Source organism: Staphylococcus sp. HMSC34C02 (assembly GCF_001838705.1).
Lineage (GTDB): Bacteria > Bacillota > Bacilli > Staphylococcales > Staphylococcaceae > Staphylococcus > Staphylococcus borealis.
The window spans coordinates 47,228-73,154 of record NZ_KV838572.1; the positions used below are offsets into that span (position 1 = coordinate 47,228).

24 protein-coding genes and 1 other RNA gene are annotated in these 25,927 nt (G+C 33.4%); 23 read left to right on the forward strand and 2 right to left on the reverse strand.

Features of this window, described 5'->3' with window-relative positions:
* Positions 1 to 12: 12 nt before the first annotated feature.
* From aspS to HMPREF3239_RS04985, 3 genes are all read left to right on the forward strand, one after another.
* Complete coding sequence (gene aspS / locus HMPREF3239_RS04975; protein WP_053029563.1) at positions 13 to 1,779, forward strand: aspartate--tRNA ligase; 1,767 nt, start codon at positions 13 to 15, stop codon at positions 1,777 to 1,779.
* Between the two features lie 221 nt (positions 1,780 to 2,000).
* Positions 2,001 to 2,191: non-coding RNA, 6S RNA (gene ssrS / locus HMPREF3239_RS04980), on the forward strand.
* A gap of 92 nt (positions 2,192 to 2,283) precedes the next feature.
* Positions 2,284 to 3,060, forward strand: coding sequence for a tRNA threonylcarbamoyladenosine dehydratase (locus HMPREF3239_RS04985; RefSeq protein WP_053029562.1), 777 nt, complete (start codon positions 2,284 to 2,286; stop codon positions 3,058 to 3,060).
* A gap of 72 nt (positions 3,061 to 3,132) precedes the next feature.
* Here the strand turns inward: HMPREF3239_RS04985 and HMPREF3239_RS04990 are convergent, their stop codons facing one another.
* A complete protein-coding gene (locus HMPREF3239_RS04990; RefSeq protein ID WP_070854924.1) occupies positions 3,133 to 4,401 on the reverse strand; it encodes a replication-associated recombination protein A in 1,269 nt (422 codons plus the stop codon).
* Positions 4,402 to 4,486: 85 nt separating this feature from the next.
* Here HMPREF3239_RS04990 and cymR point away from each other — a divergent pair, with 85 nt between their 5' ends.
* The gene (gene cymR / locus HMPREF3239_RS04995; RefSeq protein ID WP_070854925.1) at positions 4,487 to 4,909 is read left to right on the forward strand and encodes a cysteine metabolism transcriptional regulator CymR; all 423 of its coding nucleotides are present in this window, start codon (positions 4,487 to 4,489) and stop codon (positions 4,907 to 4,909) included.
* A 146-nt stretch (positions 4,910 to 5,055) separates the two neighbouring features.
* Positions 5,056 to 5,190: an SAS049 family protein gene (locus HMPREF3239_RS12630; protein WP_254613586.1), complete on the forward strand. Its 135-nt coding sequence runs from the start codon at positions 5,056 to 5,058 to the stop codon at positions 5,188 to 5,190.
* Between the two features lie 300 nt (positions 5,191 to 5,490).
* On the opposite strand, the gene HMPREF3239_RS05000 is transcribed toward HMPREF3239_RS12630, so the two are convergent.
* Positions 5,491 to 6,504 carry an LLM class flavin-dependent oxidoreductase gene (locus HMPREF3239_RS05000; protein ID WP_176747950.1) on the reverse strand — a complete coding sequence of 338 codons (1,014 nt, stop codon included), beginning with the start codon at positions 6,502 to 6,504 and terminating at the stop codon, positions 5,491 to 5,493.
* 547 nt (positions 6,505 to 7,051) lie between these two features.
* Here HMPREF3239_RS05000 and HMPREF3239_RS05005 point away from each other — a divergent pair.
* From HMPREF3239_RS05005 to pxpA, 18 genes are all read left to right on the forward strand, one after another.
* Positions 7,052 to 8,191, forward strand: a complete 1,140-nt coding sequence (locus tag HMPREF3239_RS05005; protein ID WP_070854927.1) for a cysteine desulfurase family protein — start codon at positions 7,052 to 7,054, stop codon at positions 8,189 to 8,191.
* A 2-nt stretch (positions 8,192 to 8,193) separates the two neighbouring features.
* The gene (gene mnmA / locus HMPREF3239_RS05010; RefSeq protein WP_053029558.1) at positions 8,194 to 9,306 is read left to right on the forward strand and encodes a tRNA 2-thiouridine(34) synthase MnmA; all 1,113 of its coding nucleotides are present in this window, start codon (positions 8,194 to 8,196) and stop codon (positions 9,304 to 9,306) included.
* A 118-nt stretch (positions 9,307 to 9,424) separates the two neighbouring features.
* Positions 9,425 to 10,096: a tetratricopeptide repeat protein gene (locus tag HMPREF3239_RS05015; protein ID WP_176747951.1), complete on the forward strand. Its 672-nt coding sequence runs from the start codon at positions 9,425 to 9,427 to the stop codon at positions 10,094 to 10,096.
* Position 10,097: 1 nt separating this feature from the next.
* The gene (locus HMPREF3239_RS05020) at positions 10,098 to 12,530 is read left to right on the forward strand and encodes an SF1B family DNA helicase RecD2 (protein ID WP_070854928.1); all 2,433 of its coding nucleotides are present in this window, start codon (positions 10,098 to 10,100) and stop codon (positions 12,528 to 12,530) included.
* Between the two features lie 297 nt (positions 12,531 to 12,827).
* Complete coding sequence (gene alaS / locus HMPREF3239_RS05025; protein ID WP_070854929.1) at positions 12,828 to 15,458, forward strand: alanine--tRNA ligase; 2,631 nt, start codon at positions 12,828 to 12,830, stop codon at positions 15,456 to 15,458.
* A 66-nt stretch (positions 15,459 to 15,524) separates the two neighbouring features.
* On the forward strand, positions 15,525 to 15,785 hold the full coding sequence (locus tag HMPREF3239_RS05030) for an IreB family regulatory phosphoprotein (protein WP_011275600.1): 261 nt from the start codon (positions 15,525 to 15,527) through the stop codon (positions 15,783 to 15,785).
* Between the two features lie 3 nt (positions 15,786 to 15,788).
* Positions 15,789 to 16,217 carry a Holliday junction resolvase RuvX gene (gene ruvX / locus HMPREF3239_RS05035; protein ID WP_070854930.1) on the forward strand — a complete coding sequence of 143 codons (429 nt, stop codon included), beginning with the start codon at positions 15,789 to 15,791 and terminating at the stop codon, positions 16,215 to 16,217.
* A gap of 13 nt (positions 16,218 to 16,230) precedes the next feature.
* A complete protein-coding gene (locus HMPREF3239_RS05040; protein WP_053029554.1) occupies positions 16,231 to 16,551 on the forward strand; it encodes a DUF1292 domain-containing protein in 321 nt (106 codons plus the stop codon).
* Positions 16,552 to 16,964: 413 nt separating this feature from the next.
* Positions 16,965 to 17,600, forward strand: a complete 636-nt coding sequence (locus tag HMPREF3239_RS05045) for an O-methyltransferase (protein WP_070854931.1) — start codon at positions 16,965 to 16,967, stop codon at positions 17,598 to 17,600.
* A gap of 2 nt (positions 17,601 to 17,602) precedes the next feature.
* Complete coding sequence (locus tag HMPREF3239_RS05050) at positions 17,603 to 18,526, forward strand: peptidase U32 family protein (protein ID WP_070854932.1); 924 nt, start codon at positions 17,603 to 17,605, stop codon at positions 18,524 to 18,526.
* 15 nt (positions 18,527 to 18,541) lie between these two features.
* The gene (locus tag HMPREF3239_RS05055; RefSeq protein WP_070854933.1) at positions 18,542 to 19,810 is read left to right on the forward strand and encodes a peptidase U32 family protein; all 1,269 of its coding nucleotides are present in this window, start codon (positions 18,542 to 18,544) and stop codon (positions 19,808 to 19,810) included.
* The gene (gene udk, locus HMPREF3239_RS05060) at positions 19,810 to 20,433 is read left to right on the forward strand and encodes a uridine kinase (protein WP_011275606.1); all 624 of its coding nucleotides are present in this window, start codon (positions 19,810 to 19,812) and stop codon (positions 20,431 to 20,433) included. Before HMPREF3239_RS05055 ends, udk begins: the two co-directional genes overlap by 1 nt.
* Before the next feature lie 86 nt (positions 20,434 to 20,519).
* A complete protein-coding gene (gene greA, locus HMPREF3239_RS05065; RefSeq protein ID WP_053029550.1) occupies positions 20,520 to 20,996 on the forward strand; it encodes a transcription elongation factor GreA in 477 nt (158 codons plus the stop codon).
* Positions 20,997 to 21,615: 619 nt separating this feature from the next.
* A complete protein-coding gene (gene pxpB / locus HMPREF3239_RS05070; protein WP_070854934.1) occupies positions 21,616 to 22,344 on the forward strand; it encodes a 5-oxoprolinase subunit PxpB in 729 nt (242 codons plus the stop codon).
* Positions 22,334 to 23,335, forward strand: a complete 1,002-nt coding sequence (locus HMPREF3239_RS05075) for a 5-oxoprolinase subunit C family protein (RefSeq protein WP_070854935.1) — start codon at positions 22,334 to 22,336, stop codon at positions 23,333 to 23,335. The genes pxpB and HMPREF3239_RS05075 overlap by 11 nt, the downstream gene beginning before the upstream one ends.
* Before the next feature lie 7 nt (positions 23,336 to 23,342).
* On the forward strand, positions 23,343 to 23,792 hold the full coding sequence (locus HMPREF3239_RS05080; protein WP_070854936.1) for an acetyl-CoA carboxylase biotin carboxyl carrier protein: 450 nt from the start codon (positions 23,343 to 23,345) through the stop codon (positions 23,790 to 23,792).
* Positions 23,793 to 23,806: 14 nt separating this feature from the next.
* Entirely contained in the window at positions 23,807 to 25,168 is a 1,362-nt protein-coding gene (locus HMPREF3239_RS05085; protein WP_070854937.1) for an acetyl-CoA carboxylase biotin carboxylase subunit, read from the forward strand.
* Positions 25,168 to 25,920, forward strand: coding sequence for a 5-oxoprolinase subunit PxpA (gene pxpA, locus HMPREF3239_RS05090; protein WP_070854938.1), 753 nt, complete (start codon positions 25,168 to 25,170; stop codon positions 25,918 to 25,920). Before HMPREF3239_RS05085 ends, pxpA begins: the two co-directional genes overlap by 1 nt.
* The last annotated feature ends 7 nt before the right edge of the window (positions 25,921 to 25,927 follow it).

The following is a 25,927-nucleotide window of genomic DNA, read 5'->3' on the forward strand; positions in this document are numbered from 1 at the left end:
AGGAGAATATAAATGAGTAAAAGAACAACATATTGTGGTTTGGTTACAGAAGAACTTTTAGATCAAAAAGTTACTTTAAAAGGTTGGGTTCATAATCGTCGTGATTTAGGCGGTTTAATCTTTGTAGACTTACGTGACCGTGAAGGTATTGTGCAAATTGTATTTAACCCTGATTTCTCTGAGGAAGCATTGAGTATTGCTGAGACAGTTAGATCTGAATATGTCGTTGAAGTTGAAGGTACAGTAACTAAAAGAGATGAAGATACTGTAAATCCTAAAATTAAAACGGGACAGGTAGAAGTTCAAGTTTCAAAAATTACAATTATTAATAAATCAGACACACCACCATTTTCAATCAATGAAGAAAATCAAAATGTCGATGAAAATATTCGTTTAAAATATCGCTATTTAGATCTTAGACGTCCAGAGTTAGCACAAACATTTAAAATGAGACATCAAACAACACGTTCTATTCGCGAATATTTAGATAATAATGGCTTTTTCGATATCGAAACGCCTGTTTTAACGAAATCTACGCCAGAAGGTGCGAGAGATTATTTAGTACCTTCTCGTGTACATGAAGGTGAATTTTATGCTTTACCACAATCACCACAATTGTTTAAACAATTATTAATGATTAGTGGCTTTGATAAATACTATCAAATCGTTAAATGTTTCCGAGATGAAGATTTACGTGCTGATCGTCAGCCAGAATTCACTCAAGTCGATATTGAAATGAGTTTCGTTGATCAAGAAGACATCATCGAGATGGGTGAAGAGATGTTACGTAAAGTTGTAAAAGATGTTAAAGGTATTGATGTTCAAGGTCCTTTCCCTAGAATGACTTACGAAGAAGCAATGAGACGTTATGGCTCAGATAAGCCAGATACACGTTTTGACATGGAACTTAAAGATGTATCACAATTAGGTCGAGAAATGGACTTTAAAGTATTTAAAGATACTGTTGAAAATAATGGTGAAGTAAAAGCAATAGTAGCAAAAGGTGCTGCTGATAACTATACTCGTAAAGATATGGATGCATTAACAGAGTTTGTTAATATTTATGGTGCAAAAGGGCTTGCATGGGTGAAAGTTGTTGAGGAAGGATTAAGTGGTCCTATTGCGCGTTTCTTTGAAGATGCGAATGTATCAACATTAAAAGAACTTACACAAGCTGAACCAGGAGACTTAGTAATGTTTGTTGCTGATAAGCCTAATGTAGTAGCTCAAAGTTTAGGCGCTTTACGTATTAAAATTGCTAAAGAGCTAAATCTAATTGATGAAACAAAACTTAATTTCCTATGGGTAACAGATTGGCCATTACTAGAATACGATGAAGATGCTAAACGTTATGTTGCAGCGCATCATCCATTTACATCTCCTAAACAAGAGGATATTAGTAAATTAGATTCAGAGCCTGAAAATGCACAAGCGAATGCATATGATATTGTCTTAAATGGTTATGAATTAGGTGGCGGTTCAATCAGAATTGCTGATGGTGAATTACAAGAAAAAATGTTCGAAGTACTAGGATTTACTAAAGAACAAGCAAGAGAACAATTTGGTTTCCTATTAGATGCATTTAAATATGGTGCACCGCCACATGGTGGTATTGCTTTAGGTTTAGACCGTTTAGTTATGTTATTAACGAATCGTACAAACTTACGTGATACAATTGCATTCCCTAAAACTGCGTCTGCAACATGCTTACTAACAGACGCACCAGGTGAAGTTTCTGACAAGCAATTAGAAGAATTATCATTACGTATTCGTCATTAAACTAAATAGTGTTTATTATAGTCATCAAAATCGTTAGCGATTTTGGTGGCTTTTTTAAAATTTAAATTATTTGAGATATACGTTTATTGATTTATAACAACTATAATTATATTATGTAAATTTATAATGTTTAAATTTTTAGGTTCACAAAAAATACATTTCTACACAAGCAATAAGGATTTCCTTATCTTGGTCTCTGTGGTAATATATTCATATAAGGTAGTCATCTGTATTGTTCGTATGTTTGCTTTTTATTTGGGCCTAACACTTTTTGATCAGGGAGCCCAATAGGTTTTCTTGCAGCGCACACGCCTCAATTGGAGGACTTGCAAAACAAGAAACAGGGCACCCACCTGTATATAGCAGGCCGAATGATCAAGCTTTTTATAACTACGGCAATTACGGACTCTACCGGTACGCAAGGCTTTTTAAGTCTTGCGTATTTTTATTTGTCTTTTTCTGTTAATATTAAATTATCGTATTGTTTTTATAAAGGAGTTTAAAATGAAACATCAATTTTCAAGAAATGAATTAGCATATGGACAAGAAGGTTTAGATTTATTAAAAGAGAAAACAGTAGTTGTCCTTGGTGTAGGTGGTGTAGGCTCATTTGCTGCAGAAGCATTAGCACGAACTAATATTGGTCATATCATTTTAATCGACAAAGATGATGTAGATATTACTAATGTCAATCGTCAAATACATGCACTTACAACAACCATTGGACAAAGTAAAGTCACATTGATGGAAGAACGGATTAAATTAATTAATCCTGAATGTAAAGTGACACCACTTCATATGTTTTATACTGAAGAGACATATGAAGAACTGTTCAATAACTATGATATTGATTACTTTATCGATGCGAGTGATACAATTATTTATAAAGTGCATTTAATGAAAGAATGTTTAGAGAGAAATATTAAAGTGATTTCAAGTATGGGTGCAGCTAATAAAACGGATCCTACACGTTTCCGAATTGCTGATATTTCGAAAACATTTATGGATCCTATGGCTAAAATTATTCGAAATAAATTAAAACGTCAAGGGATAAAAAAAGGCGTGCCGGTTGTATTTTCTGATGAAAGTCCAATTGTAATTCGTGAAGATGTTAAGGCTACAGTTGGAGATGCTAACGCTATTAATCGTAAAGGACAAATGCCACCGTCATCTAACGCATTTGTACCTAGCACGGTTGGATTAATTTGTGCTAGTTATGTTGTGAATGATATTTTAAAAAACATTCCTGTTCGACGTATTAAGGATAAAGGTAACTTATAAATATAAAGACTATGAATCAAACGAAATGCCAGTAATACATTGCATTGGCTTCGTGTAATTCATAGTCTTTTGTTATTTTTGATTTCTTAAATTATCATATATAGTTTTAAATTGTTGTTCACTTTTAGAGGTTGTTTTAGGTTGATAATAGATTTTATCTTTCAGTTTATCAGGTAAATACTGTTGGACGACATGACCATTCTCATAGTTGTGAGGATACTTATAACCAGTGGCGCGACCTAACGCTTTAGCACCAGTATAATGGCCATCTCGTAAATGATTCGGTATTTGACCTATATTTCCTTGGCGGATGTCGCTTAGTGCATTATCAATTGATGTAATAGCTGAATTTGATTTAGGCGATAACGAGAGCTCAATAACTGCTTGACTAAGTGGAATTCTCGCTTCTGGAAATCCTAATCGCTCTGCTGATTGAATAGCTGCAAGGGTTCGTTGTCCTGCATTAGGGGAAGCTAAGCCTACATCTTCGTAACTAATGACTAATAAGCGTCTAACAATTGTTGGTAAATCTCCAGCTTCAATTAACCTTGCCAAATAATGAAGTGCGGCATTAACATCACTACCTCTAATCGATTTTTGAAACGCACTCATAACATCATAATGCATATCTCCATCTTTATCACTGACAAACGCACCTTTTTGAAGACAATCTTTAGCATCCTCAAGTGTGATATGTCTATTTTCATCAACTATTGGTGAGCTTAAGACAGCCAACTCAAGCGCATTCAATGCACTTCTAACATCACCTTGGCTTTGAGTAGCAAAATAGTCTAATGCATCTTCATCAACTACAGGTTTATAGTCAGCTAATCCACGTTCTGAATCACTAAGTGCTCTCTCAATAGCAAGTCGCACATCATTGTGATCTAAAGCGTATAACTCAAATATTTGAGCTCTAGAACGAATAGCGGGATTAATAGCATGGTAAGGGTTAGAGGTTGTCGCTCCAATTAAAACGATTTTGCCATTCTCTAAATGAGGTAATAAAAAATCTTGCTTAGCTTTATCTAATCGGTGAATTTCATCTAATAAAAGAATGACTTGTCCGGACATCTTGGCTTCTTCAACAACCATTTGCATATCTTTTTTTGAATTAGTAACCGCATTTAATTGTCTAAATTTATATTCAGTACTACCAGAAATTGCTTTCGCGATACTTGTTTTACCAATTCCTGGTGGCCCGTAAAATATCATTGAAGATAATCTCTTAGTTTCAACCATACGTCTAATGATGCCTCTAGGTCCCACTAGATGTTGTTGAGAGATTATCTCATCGATATTAGTAGGTCTCATTCTTGAGGCTAAAGGTTCAGTAGTCACGATTTTCACACCTTTCTATTACTATCTTAACTGAAAAAATGCTAGAATGGTATTATATATTATTCGAATTAAGTGAGGTTATGTTATGAAGATATCAACGAAAGGGAGATATGGCTTAACTTTAATGATTTCCCTTGCTAAAAGAGAAGGGCAAGGATGCGTATCTTTAAAGTCAATTGCTGAAGAGAATAGTTTGAGTGATTTATATCTCGAACAATTAGTTGGCCCTTTAAGAAATGCTGGTTTAATTCGAAGTGTTCGTGGTGCTAAAGGTGGTTATCAACTAAGAGTACCAGCTGACGAAATTAAAGTAGGCGATATTATTCGCTTATTAGAAGGTCCTATAACAATAGTAGAAAGTATTGAATCAGAACCACCTGCACAAAAACAGTTATGGTTACGTATGAGAGATGCAGTTAGAGAAGTATTAGATAATACCACTTTAAAATATTTAGCAGATTATGTTGAAACTGATGATAAACTTGATGGTTACATGTTTTATATTTAATTTTAAATAAATGTTTATAATAAGTTGTAAGTGGTAAACAGATATTACAACAGTATAGATACATTGATTTATTGATTTTTTGTATCTCAGAATGCACGCAATACTTGATCGATAATTATTCTTAAATTTGAAAGGAGAATTTCATTATGGGATTCATGGATAAAGCGAAAGATGCAGCAGAAAAATTTAAAAATAGCGATAACGAACAAGTTAATAAAGCTAAAGATAAAATCAATGAATATACTGAAAAAGGCAACGATGATAAAAAAGAAGATAAATAATTAAATTTTCAAGTACAGGATAACATTCCTAAAAATATAGCCAGTAAAAGCGACATTGTGATGTGCTTTTACTGGCTTATTTATATATGCTACTACGTTTTTGGCATACTTTTTGATAAGGATTTACATAACGATGTTTCATGATTTATTTTTCAATGCCACGCTTTAATCAATTATTAAGGGTTACCTAAAAACATATAAAGAAGGGCACTGAATCCAAATTGATTATTGTTCCACTCTCAAATTAAATTCTATATGCCCATAATGATTTTAATTACTTTACGTTACTTTATATACCAATTATTGGTTTAATTTTTCGATTACATTGTGTAAACGTTTAAAGGATTCAAATTGTTTATCTTGATCATAAATATAACTAATGCCCATTAATTCATCAATTTCTCCATATTCCTCAATAAATGATTCTAATTTTTCTTTTACGGTTTCTTCAGAACCTATTAATGAATCGTTGAATCTTTGTTGAGCCATTTCATATTCTCTAGGTGTTAAAAGTGTTTGTAAATCATTTGTCGGTGGTTGTACTGGCTGCATTCTACCACGCGCAATGCCAATAAATACTTGTGCTAAAGTACTTGCTAAGTATTCGGCTTCTTCATCGGTTTCGGCTACAATCGCATTTAAACATACAATCATATATGGTTTATCTAACACATCTGAAGGTTCGAACAACTCTTTGTAAATTTGCATAGCCTCTTTCATTTGTTGCGGTGCAAAATGACCTGCAAAAACATACGGTAATCCTTTACGTGCAGCTAAATGCGCTGAATCTGTAGAAGAACCCAAAATATATAATGGTACATTTTTACCTACTGCTGGATACGCTCTTACATAAGCTTGTTTGTTACCAGGTCCGAAATAAGTTTGTAATTGTTCAACTTCTTCAGGGAATTCGTAAACACCATTATGTTGATCACGTCGTAACGCACTTGCAGTCATCATATCTGTACCTGGTGCTCTTCCTAAGCCTAAATCAACTCTATGTGGAAAGAGTGTCTCCATTGTTCCAAATTGTTCAGCAACAATCAATGGCGCATGGTTTGGCAACATGATACCTCCAGAACCAACTTTGATACGGTGTGTGTGTTCAAGTGCATGTTGAATTAATAGAGAAGTAGCAGAACTTACTAAATTAGGTGCATTATGATGTTCTGCAATCCAATAACGCTCATAATTAAGTGAATCTAGTTCTTGAGCTAAACTAACCATGTCCTCAATGGCCTCTTTATCACTTTGACCTTCTCTAATTGGAACTAAATTTAATGCAGATACCTTAATATTACCCACAAATTTCATCTCCTCAAATATATTTAGTATGCTTAAGTTTAACAAGAGCAATGATAGAGTGATATTGAAATGCTCAAAGTTGCAAAAATTATAAAATTAAGTTAACTTTCGTTAATCATAATACAGAGGATGGGACATAAATAGTATAAAGAAGCTATTTTGCAAATTCGCAGTAGCTGACTGAACTGAGAAGGCGCTTAAATCAAGCTTTTCTCAGTTCTAGTCATCCTTGCGGGCGGGGCCCCTACAAAGAGAATTTCATCAAGAAATTCTACAAGCAAAGCAAGCTGGGGTTACGACGAATAAAATAAATTCTGTCCCACTCCCATCTCACTTTATATATTTAAAACGCGTATAGAATATAAGTGTTGCGTCTATTCGTATTATTAATTCCATTTTTACAAATTTATTATTGAATGGGTTAAATTTGTTTCTAATTGAATGTTAAAATGAAAATTAATAAAACGTTATATGTTTATAAACAACTATATAGAAAAAATTGTTTACAGGTGCTATTATAGGAACATTGATAATATTGTGAGGAGTGTACTTAATAATGGAAGTATATGCAGATTATGCTGCAACTACACCGGTAAAACCAGAGGTTGTAGAAGAAATGATGGCAATTTACAAGTCGCATTTCGGAAATCCATCATCTATTCATTCAATTGGAAGAGACGCACGTCGTTATTTAGATGAATCAAGAAGAACAGTTTCTAACTTACTAAATGCAAAGCCAAGTGAAGTTATATTTACAAGTGGCGCTACTGAATCAAATAATACCGCTATCAAAGGGTTAGTCTATGCAAATCAACATCTTGGAAATCACATTATCACTACTAAAATCGAGCATCATTCTGTTTTACACGTCTTTGAACAATTAGAAAAAGAAGGCTTTGATGTGACTTATCTAGATGTCGATGATACAGGTACAGTGGATTTAGATCAACTTAAAGAAGCATTAACGAGTGATACAATCTTAGTTTCGATAATGTTTGTTAATAATGAAGTTGGAACTGTAGAACCAATGTATGATATTGAAGATATCGTTAGCGAATCGAATGCTTTGTTGCATGTTGACGCTGTCCAAGCAATTGGACATTTAGATGTCAGCTTTGAAGATTTTAAAATGGATACTTTGAGTTTAACGGCGCATAAATTTGGTGGTCCAAAAGGCGTGGGTGTACTATTAGTTAGAGACCAAACACCAATTGTGTATTCACAGTTAGGTGGGGAACAAGAAACTAAAAGACGTGCCGGCACAGAAAATGTGGCACAAATTGTAGGCTTAACTAAAGCGTTAGCACTAGCAAACGATAATAGAGATCAAAATAATTTACATTTAATGCAGTTAAAGGAATTATTTCTAGTTAGTTTGCAAGAACGAGCAATACCGTTTGAGGTCAATGGTTCAATGGTAGACACAACTGGTCATATACTCAATTTGTATTTCCCATTTATAGATGTGGAAACGATGTTAACACTTCTGGATTTAGCAAATATATATGTATCGTCGGGTTCAGCTTGTACAGCTGGCTCAACTACACCTTCACATGTTCTAGCAGCAATGTATGAAGATGAAGAGCGTGCGAAACACTCTGTAAGATTTAGTTTTAACGAATTAACAACTGAACAAGAAATTAAATATATCGTTGCTGAAATTCATAAAATATATCATAAATTTAAGGAGGAATAAATGTGTCAAACAAAGATATACGTGTAGTTGTTGGTATGTCTGGTGGAGTTGATAGTTCAGTCACTGCCCATGTTTTAAAAGAACAAGGGTATGATGTTATTGGAATATTTATGAAAAACTGGGACGACACTGATGAGAATGGTGTTTGTACAGCAACTGAAGATTATAATGATGTCATCGCAGTATGTAATCAAATTGGCATCCCATATTATGCGGTTAATTTCGAACAGGAATATTGGGATAAAGTCTTCACTTATTTCCTAGATGAATATAAAAAAGGACGCACACCTAATCCGGATGTTATGTGTAATAAAGAAATTAAATTTAAAGCATTTTTAGAGCATGCACTTAAATTAGGTGCTGATTATGTGGCAACTGGACATTATGCAAGAATACGTCGTCATGACGATGGTCATGTGGAAATGTTAAGAGGTATTGATAATAATAAAGATCAAACCTATTTCTTAAATCAATTGTCACAACAACAATTATCAAAAGTGATGTTCCCAATTGGTGATATTGAGAAAAAAGAAGTTCGAAAAATTGCTGAGGAACAAGATTTAGCAACGGCTAAGAAGAAAGATTCAACAGGCATATGTTTTATTGGAGAACGTAATTTTAAAACATTCCTATCACAATATTTACCGGCTCAATCTGGAGAAATGCGTACATTGGACGGAGAAAAGAAAGGTATGCATAGTGGATTAATGTATTACACAATTGGTCAAAGACATGGTCTTGGAATTGGCGGAGACGGTGATCCATGGTTCGTAGTTGGCAAGAATTTAAAAGATAATATTTTATATGTTGAACAAGGTTTCCATCATGATGCACTCTATAGTGATTATCTTATTGCATCTGATTTCTCATTCGTTAATCCAGTTGATTTAGAAAATGGATTTGAATGTACTGCCAAATTTAGATATCGCCAAAAAGATACTAAGGTGTTTGTTAAACGTGAAAGTCAGGATGCTTTACGTGTAACATTTGATGAACCAGTACGTGCGATAACGCCAGGACAAGCGGTTGTATTTTACGATGAGGAAGTTTGTTTAGGTGGCGCAACAATCGATGATGTATTTAAAACAACAGGTCAATTGAGTTATGTTGTTTAATTAAAAAAACAGAGGGTGGAGTGTAATGAAATCATCTAAGATTTCACATACTACTCCATCTTTATTTTTACGTTTTAAATCAATACAAACGATGATTAAAGAATTGGGTGAAAATATGATAACGAAACAAGAAACAATTTATAAATGGATTCAGAACGGTCAACTTGAAGCTGCATTAAAAGCATTATTCGAAAACATAGAAGAAGAACCGAATACAATTGAAAATTATATTAATGCAGGAATCGTACTCGCTGACGTTAATGAAGTGGAAAAGGCTGAAAGATTTTTCCAAAGAGCACTTGCAATTGATGATAAAAATGGACCTGTATATTATAATTTAGCTAATCTATACTATGATCAAGGTAAATACCGCGATGCCATTAAGCTATATCAATTGGCATCTAAATGCGATATGGATAAAATAGATACGAATTACATGATTGGGATGTCATTTAATCAATTAGATGCACCTAAAGAATCATTACCTTTCTTTATGACTGCAGCAGAATTAGAACCTAATCGTGATGCTGAAGTTCAGTTTCAATATGGTTTAGCATTATGTCATTTAGAAATGTTTGAACAAGCGATTCAACAATTAAAGTTAGTGCTATCAATAGACTCACAACATGTAGATGCACTATATAATCTTGGTTTAGCTATATATATGCATACAGAAGACATTGAATTAGCCATATCATATTTTGATAAGGCTATATCTATTGATCCAGAACACGTATTAAGCCAACATGCTAAGAAGACCTTTGAAGCAATAAAGAACGAGGAGGAGTAATATGTCAGACCCTACACTATTTGATTATTCAATGATTAAAGGTACTGTAGATGCTATTTTATTTCAGAATAATGATAATTTTTATACAGTCATTAAAGTGGATACAATTGAAACAAATGAATCATTTGGTAATTTACCAACAGTTGTAGGGTTCTTTCCAAATATTGTTGAAGGAGATGTCTACACTTTTAAAGGTCAAGTTGTAGAGCATCCACGTTACGGTAAGCAACTGAAGGCTGATACGTTTGAGAAAGAAGTACCACAAACTAAAGATGCAATAATTACATATCTATCAAGTGATTTATTTAAAGGGATAGGAAAAAAGACTGCTCAAAATATAGTGAACACGCTTGGTGAAAATGCGATCAATGATATTATGTCTGATGCATCTGTTTTAGAAAAAGTTTCCAATTTACCTAAAAAGAAGCAAAAGCAGATTGCTGATCAAATCAATGCCAATCAAGAGTCTGAAAAAATAATGATTCGACTACATGATTTAGGCTTTGGACCTAAATTATCAATGGCGATTTATCAATTTTATCAATCTGACACCCTTCAAGTACTTGAGAATAATCCATATCAACTCGTATATGATGTTAAAGGAATTGGTTTTCAAAAGGCTGATATTTTAGCGCGAAATAATGGGATTGCCTTTAATGATCAAGAAAGATTAAAAGCAGGATTGTTATATACACTTGAAGAAGAATGCATTAAGCAAGGTCACACGTATTTATCAAACGACTATATCATCGACGTAACGCAACAAATTCTAAGTAACAAACAGCAAGGTGAGGCCATAGAGCAACAACAATTAGAAGATGTTCTACAACAATTATCAGAAGAAAGCAAATTAATTCTCGATAATCATCGTGTTGCTATTCCTAGTTTATATTATTCTGAATTAAAAAGTGTTCAAAATTTATATCGCATTCAAACCTATAAGAACAAGTTAAAAGAAATAGAACAATCTGATTTACAATTGCATATAGGGGAAATAGAAGATAGCAATAATGTCAATTATGCACCATCTCAAAAAGAAGCTTTACAAACAGCTATTAATTCTAAAATTATGCTGTTGACAGGAGGTCCTGGTACAGGAAAGACAACGGTGATCAAAGGAATCGTTGAATTATATGCTGAAATACATGGCCTATCGTTAAATTATTCTGATTATCAAGATGATGATTATCCAGTCGTTTTAGCTGCACCAACTGGTCGTGCATCTAAGCGTTTACAAGAGTCAACAGGACTTGAAGCGATGACAATACATCGCTTAATTGGGTGGAATCAGGATACTCAACCTGAAGATATATTAGATAATGAAATAAAAGCTAAACTTATCATTATTGACGAAATGTCGATGGTGGATACTTGGTTATTTCATCAGTTTCTAAGTGCAGTGCCATTAGATGCACAGGTGGTATTTGTTGGTGACGAAGATCAATTGCCATCAGTTGGACCAGGCCAAGTATTTAAAGATCTAATCGATTCTAAAGCAATTCCACGTGTAAATTTAACTGAAGTTTACCGTCAACAAGATGGCTCTAGTATCATTGATTTAGCACACCGAATGAAGCATGGGGAACCTATCGATATTTCACAACGTTATCATGATAGAAGTTTTATTAATTGTGGCGTAGAACAAATACCTTCAGTTGTTGAGAAAGTAGTATCAAGTGCTGTAAATAAAGGATATGACATGAGTGATATTCAGGTGTTAGCACCGATGTATAAAGGTAGTGCAGGTATAAAACGATTAAATCAAGTGTTACAGGATATATTAAACCCTAAGGAAGATGATACGCGAGAAATAGAGTTCGGTGATATCAAATTTCGTAAAGGGGATAAAGTATTACAATTAGTCAATCGACCTAACGATAATATATTTAATGGTGATATTGGTGTTATAGTTGGAATCTTTTGGGCAAAAGAAAATGCACTTAACAAAGATGTGCTTGTAGTAGACTTTGAGGGGAATGAAATCACCTTCACAAGACAGGATTTACTTGAATTAACACATGCTTATTGTACATCTATCCATAAATCACAGGGTTCTGAATTTCCGATAGTCATCATGCCAATTGTAAAGCAATATTTTAGAATGTTGCAGAGACCTATTTTGTATACAGGACTCACTAGGGCAAAACAATCACTTGTTTTACTCGGTGATCCTAAAGCATTTGATATAGGTCTAAACACCCAAGGTCAAATACGTCAAACGCAACTTTGCCATTTAATTTTAAGCTATTTTGAAATTGAAAATAATAATGCTAACCGTCATCAAAATAGCGATAATTCATTAATAGATACAGAGGAAAAGTTGAATTTAGAAGTTGAGGAAAAAGAAATTATTTTAAGTGAATCTACAATATATCAAATCAATCCAATGATCAATATGGGTGATGTATCCCCATACGATTTTGCTGAGCGTTGACATTTAGCTTGAAAATACTTAAAATAATCTTAAGTTCGCATGAAGATGAGTAGACAATACATACTTATATAGAGATGTACTGGTTGGTGTAAAGTACAATGTATATTGTTGAACGCTACTTCATGTTATTTTCATATTGAATTTGAGTGATAATTGTCTTCTGCCTAACGATATTTTATCGATTAAGGGTAGACCATTTATAACTAGGGTGGTACCGCGAGAACGTTCGTCCCTTTTTGAGGATGAACGTTTTTTGTTTTATCTTCTTAATAAATTGATGAAATAGGAGTGTAAATAATGAAAAATTTAAAGGCTAGTGAAATTCGTCAAAAATATATTGATTTCTTTGTTGAAAAAGGACATATGGTTGAACCTTCAGCACCATTAGTACCGATTGATGATGATTCATTATTATGGATTAATTCAGGTGTAGCAACGTTAAAAAAATATTTTGATGGCAGAGAAACACCTAGAAAGCCTAGAATTGTTAACTCTCAAAAAGCAATCAGAACCAACGATATCGAAAATGTTGGATTTACTGCAAGACATCATACATTTTTTGAAATGCTAGGTAACTTTTCAATCGGTGATTATTTCAAAAAAGAAGCAATTCATTTTGCATGGGAGTTTCTAACAAGTGAAAAATGGATGGGAATGGAACCAGAAAAATTATATGTCACTATTCATCCAGAAGATACAGAAGCTTATCGTATTTGGAATGAAGAAATTGGCTTAGAAGAAAGTCGTATTATCAGAATTGAGGGTAACTTCTGGGATATTGGTGAAGGTCCTTCTGGTCCAAATACTGAAATTTTCTATGACCGTGGAGACGACTATGGACAAGATGATCCAGCCGAAGAAATGTATCCAGGTGGAGAAAATGAAAGATATTTAGAAGTATGGAATTTAGTCTTTAGTGAATTTAATCATAATAAAGACAATACGTATACACCACTTCCAAATAAAAACATTGATACTGGTATGGGTCTTGAACGTATGGCATCAGTGTCTCAAAATGTACGTACTAATTACGAAACAGACTTATTCATGCCAATTATTAATGAAGTTGAAAATGTCGCTGGCAAAACGTATTTAGAAAATAGTGAGCATGATGTAGCATTTAAAGTCATCGCAGATCATATTCGTACGATTGCATTTGCAATAGCTGATGGCGCATTACCTGCAAACGAAGGACGAGGCTATGTATTACGTCGACTTCTACGTAGAGCGGTTCGATTCAGTCAAACGTTAGACATTAATGAACCGTTTATGTATAAATTGGTTGATATTGTTGCAGACATTATGGAACCTTATTACCCTAATGTTAAAGAAAAAGCAGATTTTATTAAACGTGTAATTAAATCTGAAGAAGAACGTTTCCACGAAACACTTCAAGAAGGTTTAGCAATTTTAAATCATTTACTAGCTAAAGCCAAAGATTCAACAAACGAAATTAACGGATCAGATGCTTTTAAATTATATGATACGTATGGTTTCCCAATTGAATTAACTGAAGAATTAGCTAGTCAAGAAGGCATTTCTGTAGATATGGCTACATTTGAAGTAGAAATGGAGCAACAACGTACACGAGCTCGAGAAGCACGTCAAAGTTCACAATCAATGCAAATTCAAAGTGAAGTGCTCAAAAATATTACTACAAATAGTAAATTCGTTGGCTATGAAACGACAGATTATCAAACAACATTAACAGATTTAATTTATAATGGTGAATCAGTTGAAAGTGCTGAGCCTGGAGAAACAGTTTACTTCATTTTGGAAGAAACACCATTTTATGCAGTTAGTGGTGGACAAGTAGCTGATAAAGGAACCGTAGGCAATGAAAACTTTGAAATAGAAGTAACCGAAGTAACTAAAGCACCTAATGGTCAAAACTTACATCAAGGTGTAGTCCAATTCGGCCAAGTTACTATTAATAGTAATGTAGATGCAAGTGTAAATAGAGATGAAAGAAAAGATATTCAAAAAAATCACAGTGCCACTCACTTACTTCACGCTGCTTTAAAAGAGGTACTAGGAGAACATGTTAACCAAGCTGGTTCTTTAGTCGAAAGTGAACGTTTACGTTTTGACTTCTCACATTTTGGTCCTATGAGTCAAGAAGAAATAGATCGTGTTGAGAGACGTGTTAACGAAGAAATTTGGAGAGGTATTTCAGTTAATATTCAAGAAATGCCAATTGATGAAGCTAAACAAATGGGTGCTATGGCTTTATTCGGTGAAAAATACGGTGATATTGTACGCGTTGTAAATATGGCGCCATTTTCAATAGAACTATGTGGTGGTATTCACGTAAGTAACACTGCTGAAATTGGTCTTTTCAAAATTGTTAGCGAGTCAGGAACAGGTGCGGGTGTTAGACGTATTGAAGCATTGACTGGTAAGTCAGCATTCCTTTATTTAGAGGATATTCAAACGAAATTTAATGCTGTTAAAGATCAAGTTAAAGTAAAATCTGACAATCAAGTTTTTGATAAAATTGTGCAGTTACAAGAAGAAGAAAAACAACTTCATAAACAATTAGAGCAACGCAACAAAGAAATTACAGCACTTAAGATGGGTAATATTGAGGAACAAATTGACGATATAAATGGATTTAAAGTATTAGCTACAGAAGTCGAGGTATCAAATGCTAAAGAAATCCGACAAACAATGGATGATTTTAAATCTAAACAACAAGATGCTATCATTATCTTAGCAAGTAATTTAGGAGATAAAGTGTCATTAATCGCAACTGTACCTAAAGAACAAACTGACAGCATCAAAGCTGGGGATATTATTAAAAACATGGCACCTATCGTTGGTGGTAAAGGTGGCGGTCGCCCTGATATGGCTCAAGGTGGCGGTACGCAACCTGAAAATATCTCAGAAGCATTACGCTTTATTAAAGATTACATTAAAAAACTATAACTTTGTAATCAACTAGTGTAAAATTGGTGTATGTAAGATAAACCGTTATAGAGGAGTGTCGCACCTATGGATAATATTGATAAAACTATGAAGTTTGACTATGAAGAAATTCCTAAAGATAATGTCGAAACTGTGTTAAATAATGTACACCGAACATTAGAAGAACGTGGTTACAATGCTGTCAATCAAATCGTTGGGTATTTACTCTCTGGAGATCCAGCCTATATACCTCGTCAAAATGATGCTAGAAATCAGATTCGACACATTGATCGTGACGTTATTATGGAAGAACTCGTTTCAAATTACTTAAAAGAGAACAAGAAATAGTCCATGTTAACGCATAAAATTTTAGGTTTAGATGTAGGTAGTAAAACAGTTGGCATTGCTATTAGCGATTTAATGGGTTGGACTGCCCAAGGATTGGACACTCTGAGAATTAACGAGGAACAAGAAGATTTCGGTATAGACCAATTAGTAGCTATCATTAAAGAACATAATGTTGGTTCTGTAGTGATTGGTTTACCAAAGAATATGAATAATTCTATTGGCTTTCGTGGAGAAGCTTCGTTAAAATACAAGGAGTTACTTCAAGAAAACTTACCTGATATAGAGATTATAATGTGGGATGAACGATTAAGTACTATGGCAGCAGAGCGTTCATTACTTGAAGCAGATGTTTCAAGACAAAAAAGAAAAAAAGTAATTGATAAAATGGCAGCAGTATTTATATTGCAAGGCTATTTAGACTCAATCCAATAAAGGAGATATAAAGATGACTGAACATAATCATGACCACAACCATGACGTAGAATTAGATATTAGCAATGAAGAAGAATTATTAACTTTATTTGATGAAAATGGTAATGAAGTTTTATATCGCAAAATGTTAGAATTTTACCATCCAGAATTCAAAAAGGAATATGTTATTTTAGCAGAAGAGGGCGCACAATCAGACGACGATGATATGATTGAACTTATTCCAATGATAAATGAACCTGATGAATCAGGCGATGGTGGTAAATTAGTACCAATCGAAACTGATGAAGAATGGGACATGATTGAAGAAGTAGTAAATACAAATATGGAAGAGTAAATGATGCATTCATTCATCACATTTATAGATGAATGGAAGTTAAATTGTCAATTCGAAATTATGAATTAACGGACTTAGCGCATATGTTTAGCTGAGTTAACACAATAATTTTGTAGTGGGAGTGGACAAAGAATTCAAAACGAATTCTTTTCTGCTCCTTTTTGATTGACAAAATCATGTTTTTTTACTTGTTACACCTTAATTTACAATCAAATATGTGATAAAATATTTAAAGTTAAATTCTTATAACTAGACAAGTATTTTAATAAATATTTAAATCAGTCATACAATTATACATATAAGTTGACGTCATTTGATTTAGGTTATTTATAAGTCATCAGTGATTAAAACTTAATTAATAGAGACTGGTTTATTTTTTAATGTCATTTTGTCTTAAAAAAGGAAGTAAGTAAATGGAAGCTAATCAGCAATATTTATTGGAGATACAATCTAAAACAGATAATCAGATTGAATCATTAAGAAGCTATGCAGAAGAGAATGCTGTACCAATTGTAGACAGATTATCTCTAGAAATGATTAAACAATTAATTCGAATCCATGGTGCAAAAAATATATTGGAAATTGGTACTGCGATAGGGTATAGTTCAATGCATTTTGCATCCGTATCAGATGACATTCAAATTACAACAATAGAACGTGATGAGAAAATGATTACGCAAGCTAAAGCAAATTTTGAAACTTTTGGCTATTCATCACAAATACGATTAATAGAAGGCAATGCCTTAGAGCAATATAGTCAAGTCGATGACAAAGTATATGATATTATCTTTATTGATGCAGCTAAAGCGCAATCTAAAAAATTTTTTGAATATTATACATCATTATTAAAAAAAGGTGGACTAGTGATTACAGATAATGTTTTATATCACGGTTTTGTATCGAACATAGATATTGTTCGTTCCAGAAATGTTAAGCAAATGGTGAAAAAAGTCCAAAAATTTAATGAATGGTTAATGAATCAAGAAAATTACAGTACAAATTTTATCAATATGGATGATGGGTTAGCTATTTCAATTAAAGGAGAATAATTATGACGGAATTACTCGTTACTCCTAAATCTTTAACACATTTAGAAACACTAATCGATATTGGCGCGGATGCCTTTGTCATTGGTGAGCAAAAATTTGGGTTACGATTACCGGGAGAATTTAATCGAGAAGATATAAAAAAAGCAATTAAATTAGCACATGAACATGATAAAAAAATCTATGTCGCTGTAAATGGTATTTTCCACAACTATCATTTAAACGCATTGGAAGACTACATTAATTTCTTGCACGAAATCAATGTGGATCGTATTATCTTTGGCGATCCTGCAGTTGTTATGTACGTAAAAAATCAACAAAATCCAATACCTTTAAATTGGGATGCCGAAACAATTGTTACCAACTATTTCCAATGTAACTATTGGGGTAAACGCGGTGCGAAACGTGCACTTCTTGCCAGAGAATTAAACTTAGATGAAATTATAAATATTAAAGAGAATGCAAATGTTGAAATTGAAGTTCAGGTCCACGGGATGACATGTATGTTCCAATCTAAACGTATGTTACTTGGAAACTATTATACATTTCAAGATAGACAAATGAAGATTAAACGTGAAAATGATGAACGTGAACTATTACTCTATGACGAAGAACGTGATAATAAATATCCTGTATTTGAGGATTTTAATGGCACACATATCATGTCTCCGAATGACATTTGTTTAATCGAAGAGCTTGAACCATTGTTTGAAGCTGGTATTGATTCATTTAAGATTGACGGTATATTACAGAGTGAAGAATATATCAACGTTGTTACAGCTCAATACAGAGAAGCGATTGATTTATACAATGAAGATCCTGAAGCATATGAAGATGAAAAATTTATGCTAGTAGACCCAATTGAAGACATTCAACCAGAACATCGTCCATTTGACGAAGGATTCTTCTATAAACAAACCGTATATTAAAAGGAGGCGCTAAACTTGAAAACTTTAACTGACGTTCAATCTCAAGTAAAAAGTAAAATCAAAAAACCTGAATTATTAGCGCCTGCTGGTAATTTAGAGAAATTAAAAATTGCTGTTCATTATGGTGCAGATGCCGTATTTTTAGGTGGCCAAGAATATGGTCTACGTTCTAACGCTGATAATTTTACAATGGCTGAAATTAAAGAGGGCGTTGAATTTGCAAATCAATATAATGCTAAAATTTACGTGACTACTAACATTATTGCACATGATGAAAATATTGATGGGTTGGAATCGTATCTAATTGAATTAGAAAAAACTGGAGCTACAGGTATTATTGTAGCAGACCCTTTAATCATAGAAACTTGTAAGCAAGTTGCACCAAAATTAGAAATACACTTATCAACACAACAATCATTATCTAATACTAAAGCTGTAGAATTCTGGAAAGAAGAAGGATTAGACCGAGTGGTATTAGCACGTGAAACAGGCGCTATGGAAATGAAGGAAATGAAAGAGAACGTAGATATTGAAATTGAGGCTTTCATCCATGGTGCTATGTGTATTGCCTATTCAGGTCGTTGTACACTTAGTAATCACATGACAGCGAGAGACTCTAATAGAGGAGGATGTTGTCAAAGTTGTCGTTGGGATTATGATTTGTTAGAGGTTGACAATGATGGTGATTTAGATCTTTATTATCAAGAGGGCGACGTTATCCCATTCGCTATGAGTCCTAAAGATTTAAAATTAATCGAATCAATACCGCAAATGATGGATATTGGCATTGACTCGCTTAAAATAGAAGGTCGTATGAAATCGATACATTATATTGCTACTGTGGTTTCAGTTTATCGAAAAGTAATTGATGCCTATGCTGAAGATCCAGAGCACTTTAAAATAAATCCTGAATGGTTAATCGAATTAGATAAATGTGCTAATAGAGATACAGCGCCAGCTTTCTTTGAAGGTACACCAGGTTATGAAGAGCAAATGTTTGGTGTTCAGCAAAATAAAAAATCACCTTATGATTTTTGTGGATTAGTATTAGATTATGATGAGGCAACGCATATTGCTACTATTCAACAAAGAAATCACTTTAAACCTGGTCAAGAAATTGAATTCTTTGGACCTGAAATTGAAAGCTTTAGACAAGTGATTGATGCCATATACGATGAGGAAGGCAATCAATTAGATGCTGCACGTCATCCACTTCAAATTGTACAAATTAAGGTAGATCATCCAATTTACCCTAAGAACATGATGAGAAAGGAAATTAGATAATGGCAAACACAACAATTATTGGTATTGCCGGTGGCTCTGGATCTGGTAAGACAACAGTTACTAATGAAATCATGAAAAATTTAGAAGGACATAGTGTTGCACTTCTTGCTCAAGATTATTATTATAAAGACCAATCACATTTAACTTTTGAAGAGCGTCTTGAAACAAATTATGACCATCCCTTTGCCTTTGACAACGATTTGCTAATTGAAAACTTAAAGGATTTACGTAATGGTCATGCAGTTGAAGTTCCAACGTACGATTACACAAATCATACACGAAGTAATGAAACCATTGCATTTGAACCTAAAGATGTTATTATCGTAGAAGGTATATTTGCTTTAGAAAATAAAACACTTCGTGATATGATGGATGTCAAAATATACGTTGATACTGATGCAGACTTAAGAATTCTAAGACGACTCGTACGTGATACTAAAGAGCGTGGTCGATCAATGGAATCGGTCATTAACCAATATTTAAATGTTGTTAAACCAATGCACAATCAATTCATTGAACCAACAAAGAAATATGCTGACATTATTATTCCAGAAGGTGGAAGTAATAAAGTAGCAATAGATATTATGACAACAAAAATTCAAACATTGGTTAGTAAACAATAAGTAAGTTACAATGTATATTAAAAATAAATGTATTCAATAAATTTTAATTGACTCAAACATATTAACTGAAAAAGGAAGATGACATAATGGAAAATCAAAAACAATATCCAATGACTCAAGAGGGTTATGAACAATTAGAAAAAGAATTAGAAGAATTAAAAACGGTTAAACGTCCTGAAGTTGTAGAAAAAATTAAAGTGGCACGTTCTTTTGGTGACCTTTCTGAGAACTCTGAGTATGATGCTGCTAAAGATGAACAAGGATTCATTGAACAAGACATTCAACGTATCGAGCATATGCTTAGATATGCATTAATTATTGAAGATACAGGTGATAACAATGTTGTTCAAATTGGTAAAACTGTAACTTTTATTGAATTACCTGGAGATGAAGAAGAAAGTTACCAAATCGTTGGTTCTGCTGAAGCAGATGCCTTTAACGGCAAAATCTCAAACGAATCACCTATGGCTAAAGCACTAATTGGTAAAAGTTTAAAAGATGAAGTACGTGTGCCTTTACCAAACGGTGGAGAAATTAACGTTAAAATCGTAGATATCAAATAATCTCTCTTTATAACAATGATTAATTTGAGTCTGAGACAATAATATACAACTGCTTTTTTCAAAAAGTGCAGTAATTAACTAAACTGGGAGGATGCTTAAATTAAGCTTTTCTCAGTTTTAGTCATTTACCGGGAGTGGGACAATGAATTCAAGAAAAATTCTGTTCCAGTCCCGTTTTTAATGTCAAATTCTGTATCATTTTTGGTTAAGTTCAACTTATTTTTGACAACTAAATGGTTTATCCGACCGTGCTTGCTATCTTGGTTACATTTTAATCTTTTTAATATATAAGTATCATTAAAGTAACGAATATCTATTTATATTTTATCAAATTAATTTGAAAATCTGAACTTTTTCATGACAAATTTTGTTTTATATGCTTAAATAACATTGTGAATACAATTGAATGAATTGTTAAGTATACACAAAAGTAAGCGATTACATCATGCCTTACTTTTTTTATTATTCACAATTTGAAATACTTATTAAACAACTAAGATATGAAAATGTTATAATTTTTTATACATAATAGTAAAATTTGAAAGTTGATACTTTTGTTAAATCAATACTTTTAGAAATACAATATAATCAAATGAAAGTATAAAAGGGAGGCAATGGGTTGGAAGTTAAAGTTATAAATGAGCAATCGCTATTGCTATATTTCAAAGAAGAGATTAGCGAAGATAATTATCAAGAAGTTAATCTAACTACTCAATATATTCTGTCTAAAAATATACCAAACATTAAGGATGTAATCCCGTCTTATCGAGCAATTATGATAAATTTTAATAATGATTTAATTGATTACAAGCAATTAATTGAAAAATTAGAATTAGATAATCTAAAACTTTCAAAAGTTGATTCAACTTCAAATAAGAATATTATACATATTCCTGTACTATATAATACTGAGATGGGCCCAGATTTAGAAGAGGTAGCAAGTCATAATCATTTATCTGTAGAGGAAGTTATCCAAATTCATACAGAAAATGAATATCTTGTTTATATGCTTGGTTTTATGCCAGGTTTCCCATTCTTAGGTGGGTTAGATGAACGTGTTCATACACCTAGAAGAGCTGAACCACGAGTTAAGATAAATGCCGGTTCTGTAGGAATCGCTAATAATCAAACGGGATTATATCCATCAGATTCACCAGGTGGTTGGCAAATTATTGGTAGAACACCATTAAAAGTGTTCGATCAATATGCTGAACCTATGACATTGTACGAAGCTGGTGATTATATTAAATTTTATGCAATTGACGAGCAAACGTATAGCCAAATTAAAAAAGAAATTAACGACGGTCAATTTAATAAAGAAAAGTGGGTGACGTGTAATGGGCATTAAAATTATAAAACCAGGACTGTTCACCACGGTACAAGACAAAGGACGTTTTGGATTTCAACATTTAGGTTTTTCAGGTTCTGGTGCTATGGATCAATTTAGTTATGATCTAGGACGACAATTGATTGCTAACGATGGTCCAAGTCTGGAATTTACAATTATTGGACCAACAATACAATTCACTCAAAATAACACGTTTGTATTGACAGGCGGTCAATTTAATGCAAAATTAAACAACGCTAAAATAACAAATAACAGTGTTGTCTTGGCAAATAAAGGCGATATCCTTGAGTTAGGACCTGTAATACGTGGTGCACGTGGCTATATTTTCTTTGGCCATTCACTTGATATTGAAAAAGTTGCAGATAGCTATTCAACGCATACTAGAAGTGGCGTGGGTGGTTTTTACGGCAGAGCATTGAAAAAAGATGATCATATTCAAGTCGTCCAAAATAGTAATTATAAAGTAAATCTTGGAAAATCAATTGATTATGATGCAGTTGAACAAGACAATATAATTCACATTATAGAAGGTCCGCAAGTTGATGCCTTTTCTGAAGAGAAACGAAAAAATTTAGTTGAATCTGAATATAAAATATCTGATCAATCTGATCGTATGGGATATAGACTTATAGGCAATCAAATTCCACCTGAAAATGGTGCGGATATCATTTCTGAACCAGTAGGGTTAGGAAGTATTCAAGTACCTAACGATGGGAATCCAATCATTCTATTAAATGACAAACAAACAGTCGGTGGTTATACAAAAATAGCTACAGTAAGTCAATTGGACCTTAAAAAATTAGCACAATTCAAGCCAGGAGATATGATACAGTTCAAATGGACTTCTGTAGATGAAGCAAATGAGATGTTACAGTCATTTAATCAAAAGTTCAGTGACAAATTGGACTCTGTGACAAATGCACCAATATTTAATATGCATTCAATGCGACCAACATCACAAAAATTGGCAAAATTAATTGAAGAGGAGTAATAACAAAATGAATATTAAAAAAATTGAAGAAGTTATTAACTTAGTTAAATCAAATGGCGTAAAACGCTTTAAATTTAAAGATAATAAAAGTGAACTAGAATTAGACTTCACAGAGGGCGCTCAAGTAATCAGTGAATCTGCTAATCAAAGTGTAGCAAGTACAAGTGCTGTGAATAATGATAATCAACAACAAGCCGAATCTAGTTCAAATGAAGATGCTTCTAAAGAAATAGTTTCACCAATGGTTGGTACATTCTTTTTACAAGATAGTAAAGAATTAACTGATCCTCAAATTAAAGTTGGAGATAAAGTTAAATCTGGAGATATTATCGGTTATGTTGAAGCAATGAAAGTTATGAATGAAATTACAAGCGATGTAGATGGAGAAGTCGTTGAAATAGTAGCAGATCATGGTACAAATGTTGAATATGATCAAGTACTAGTTAAACTTAAATAAAGGGGGACAGCTAAATGTACCGTTGTTTAGTAGCAAATAGAGGAGAAATTGCAGTCCGTATTATTAGAGCCTGTCGTGAAATGGGCATAGAGACTGTTGCGATATATGCTAAAGGAGATGAGCAAAGTTTACATGTTAGCTTAGCTGATCAAGCAGTTTGTATTGGAGAAGCTAATCCTTTAGATAGTTATTTAAATATTGAACGTATCATTGGCGCAGCTGAAATAACAGGTGCGAATGCGATCCATCCAGGATACGGATTTTTATCAGAAAGTACAACTTTCGCTGAAAAGGTAGAAGAAAATGATATTCATTTCATAGGTCCAAGTAAAAAAACAATGGAGCTGATGGGTGATAAAATAACTGCGCGTCAAACAGTAGACGCTGCAGGAGTACCTGTCATTCCTGGATCAACAGCTGCTATCAATTCAGTGGAAGAAATTAAACAACTTGCTGATGAAATTGGTTACCCTGTCGTTTTAAAAGCAGCTAGTGGCGGTGGCGGTAAAGGTATCCGTATCGTTAAAGAACCTGAACAACTTGAAAAATCATTAAAAGAAGCAAAAAGCGAAGGGCAGAAGTACTTTAATGATGACAGAGTATATGTCGAAGCTTTTATACCTGTAGCCAAACACGTGGAAGTTCAAATCATTGGTGATGGAAAAGGTAACTATGTACATTTAGGAGAAAGAGATTGCTCTGTACAACGCAAAAATCAAAAGTTAATTGAAGAGTCTCCTTGTGCAGCATTAACAGAGGAAAGACGAAAACAAATTTGTGCAGATGCAGTTGCCGTTGCCAAAGCTTCAAATTATCGAAGTGCAGGTACAATAGAATTTTTAGTTACAAAAGATGCACATTACTTTATAGAAATGAATGCACGTATACAAGTAGAACATACTGTTACAGAAATGCGTGCTGATAGAGACTTATTACAAGCGCAACTGTATTTAATGCAACATGGTAAACTTCCATTCGGTCAAGATGACATCGTATTCAATGGTCACGTAATCGAAGCGCGTATCAATGCTGAAAATCCAGAGAAGAAATTCCAACCTACGCCAGGTAAAGTAAAAAAATTACATTTACCTCAAGGGTTCAATATTCGTGTTGATTCTTTACTATATCCAGGATACCAAGTATCACCATATTATGACTCACTTGTCGCAAAGGTTATAGTTAAAGATACGGATCGACAAACTGCGATTAACAAATTGAAAGTAGCGCTTGATGAAATGGTAATTGAAGGCTTTACAACAACTGCTGACTTTTTATACGCAGTTTTAAATTACCCATTATATGCAGATGATGATGCTAGTGAAGTAGATATTAAATTCCTTGAAAAACATCAAATTATTGAAGGAGTGGAGCTATAATGCGCATAGACTTGAATTGTGACTTAGGCGAAGCATTTGGAAATTATTCATTTGGCGGTGACAATCAAATCATTCCATTAATCACTTCAGCTAATATTGCTTGTGGCTTCCATGCAGGTGATGAAAATGTGATGTATGACACTATTAAACTCGCTAAAGACAATGGTGTTGGAATAGGTGCGCATCCAGGATTACCAGATTTAAAGGGATTTGGCCGCCGAAATATGGATATTTCACCTAAAGAAATTTATAATTTAGTTATCTATCAACTAGGTGCTTTAGATGGTTTCTGTAAAGTACATCAAACGCGCATTAATCATGTAAAACCACATGGCGCACTGTATAACATGGGGGCTAAAGATCAAAATATTGCGCGTGCTATTGCACAAGCAGTTTATGATTTTGATGCTTCACTTGTCTTAGTAGGATTGTCAAATACATTACTAATTACTGAGGCCGAAGCTTTAGGTTTACGCACTGCATCTGAAGTGTTTGCTGATAGACGATATGAAGATAATGGTCAACTCGTTAGTCGTAAAGAGGCAGATGCAGTCATCACTAACACTAAAGAAGCGTTAGATCAAGTTTTAAAAATGGTTATTGAAAACAAAGTGGTTAGCAAAAACGGAAAAGAAATCAATCTAAAAGCAAATACGATTTGTGTGCATGGTGATGGAGCTCATGCTTTAGAATTTGTATCACAAATTAGAGAAAAATTAACGAAAGAAGGCATTGATATTCAATCCTTATAAGGGGGAC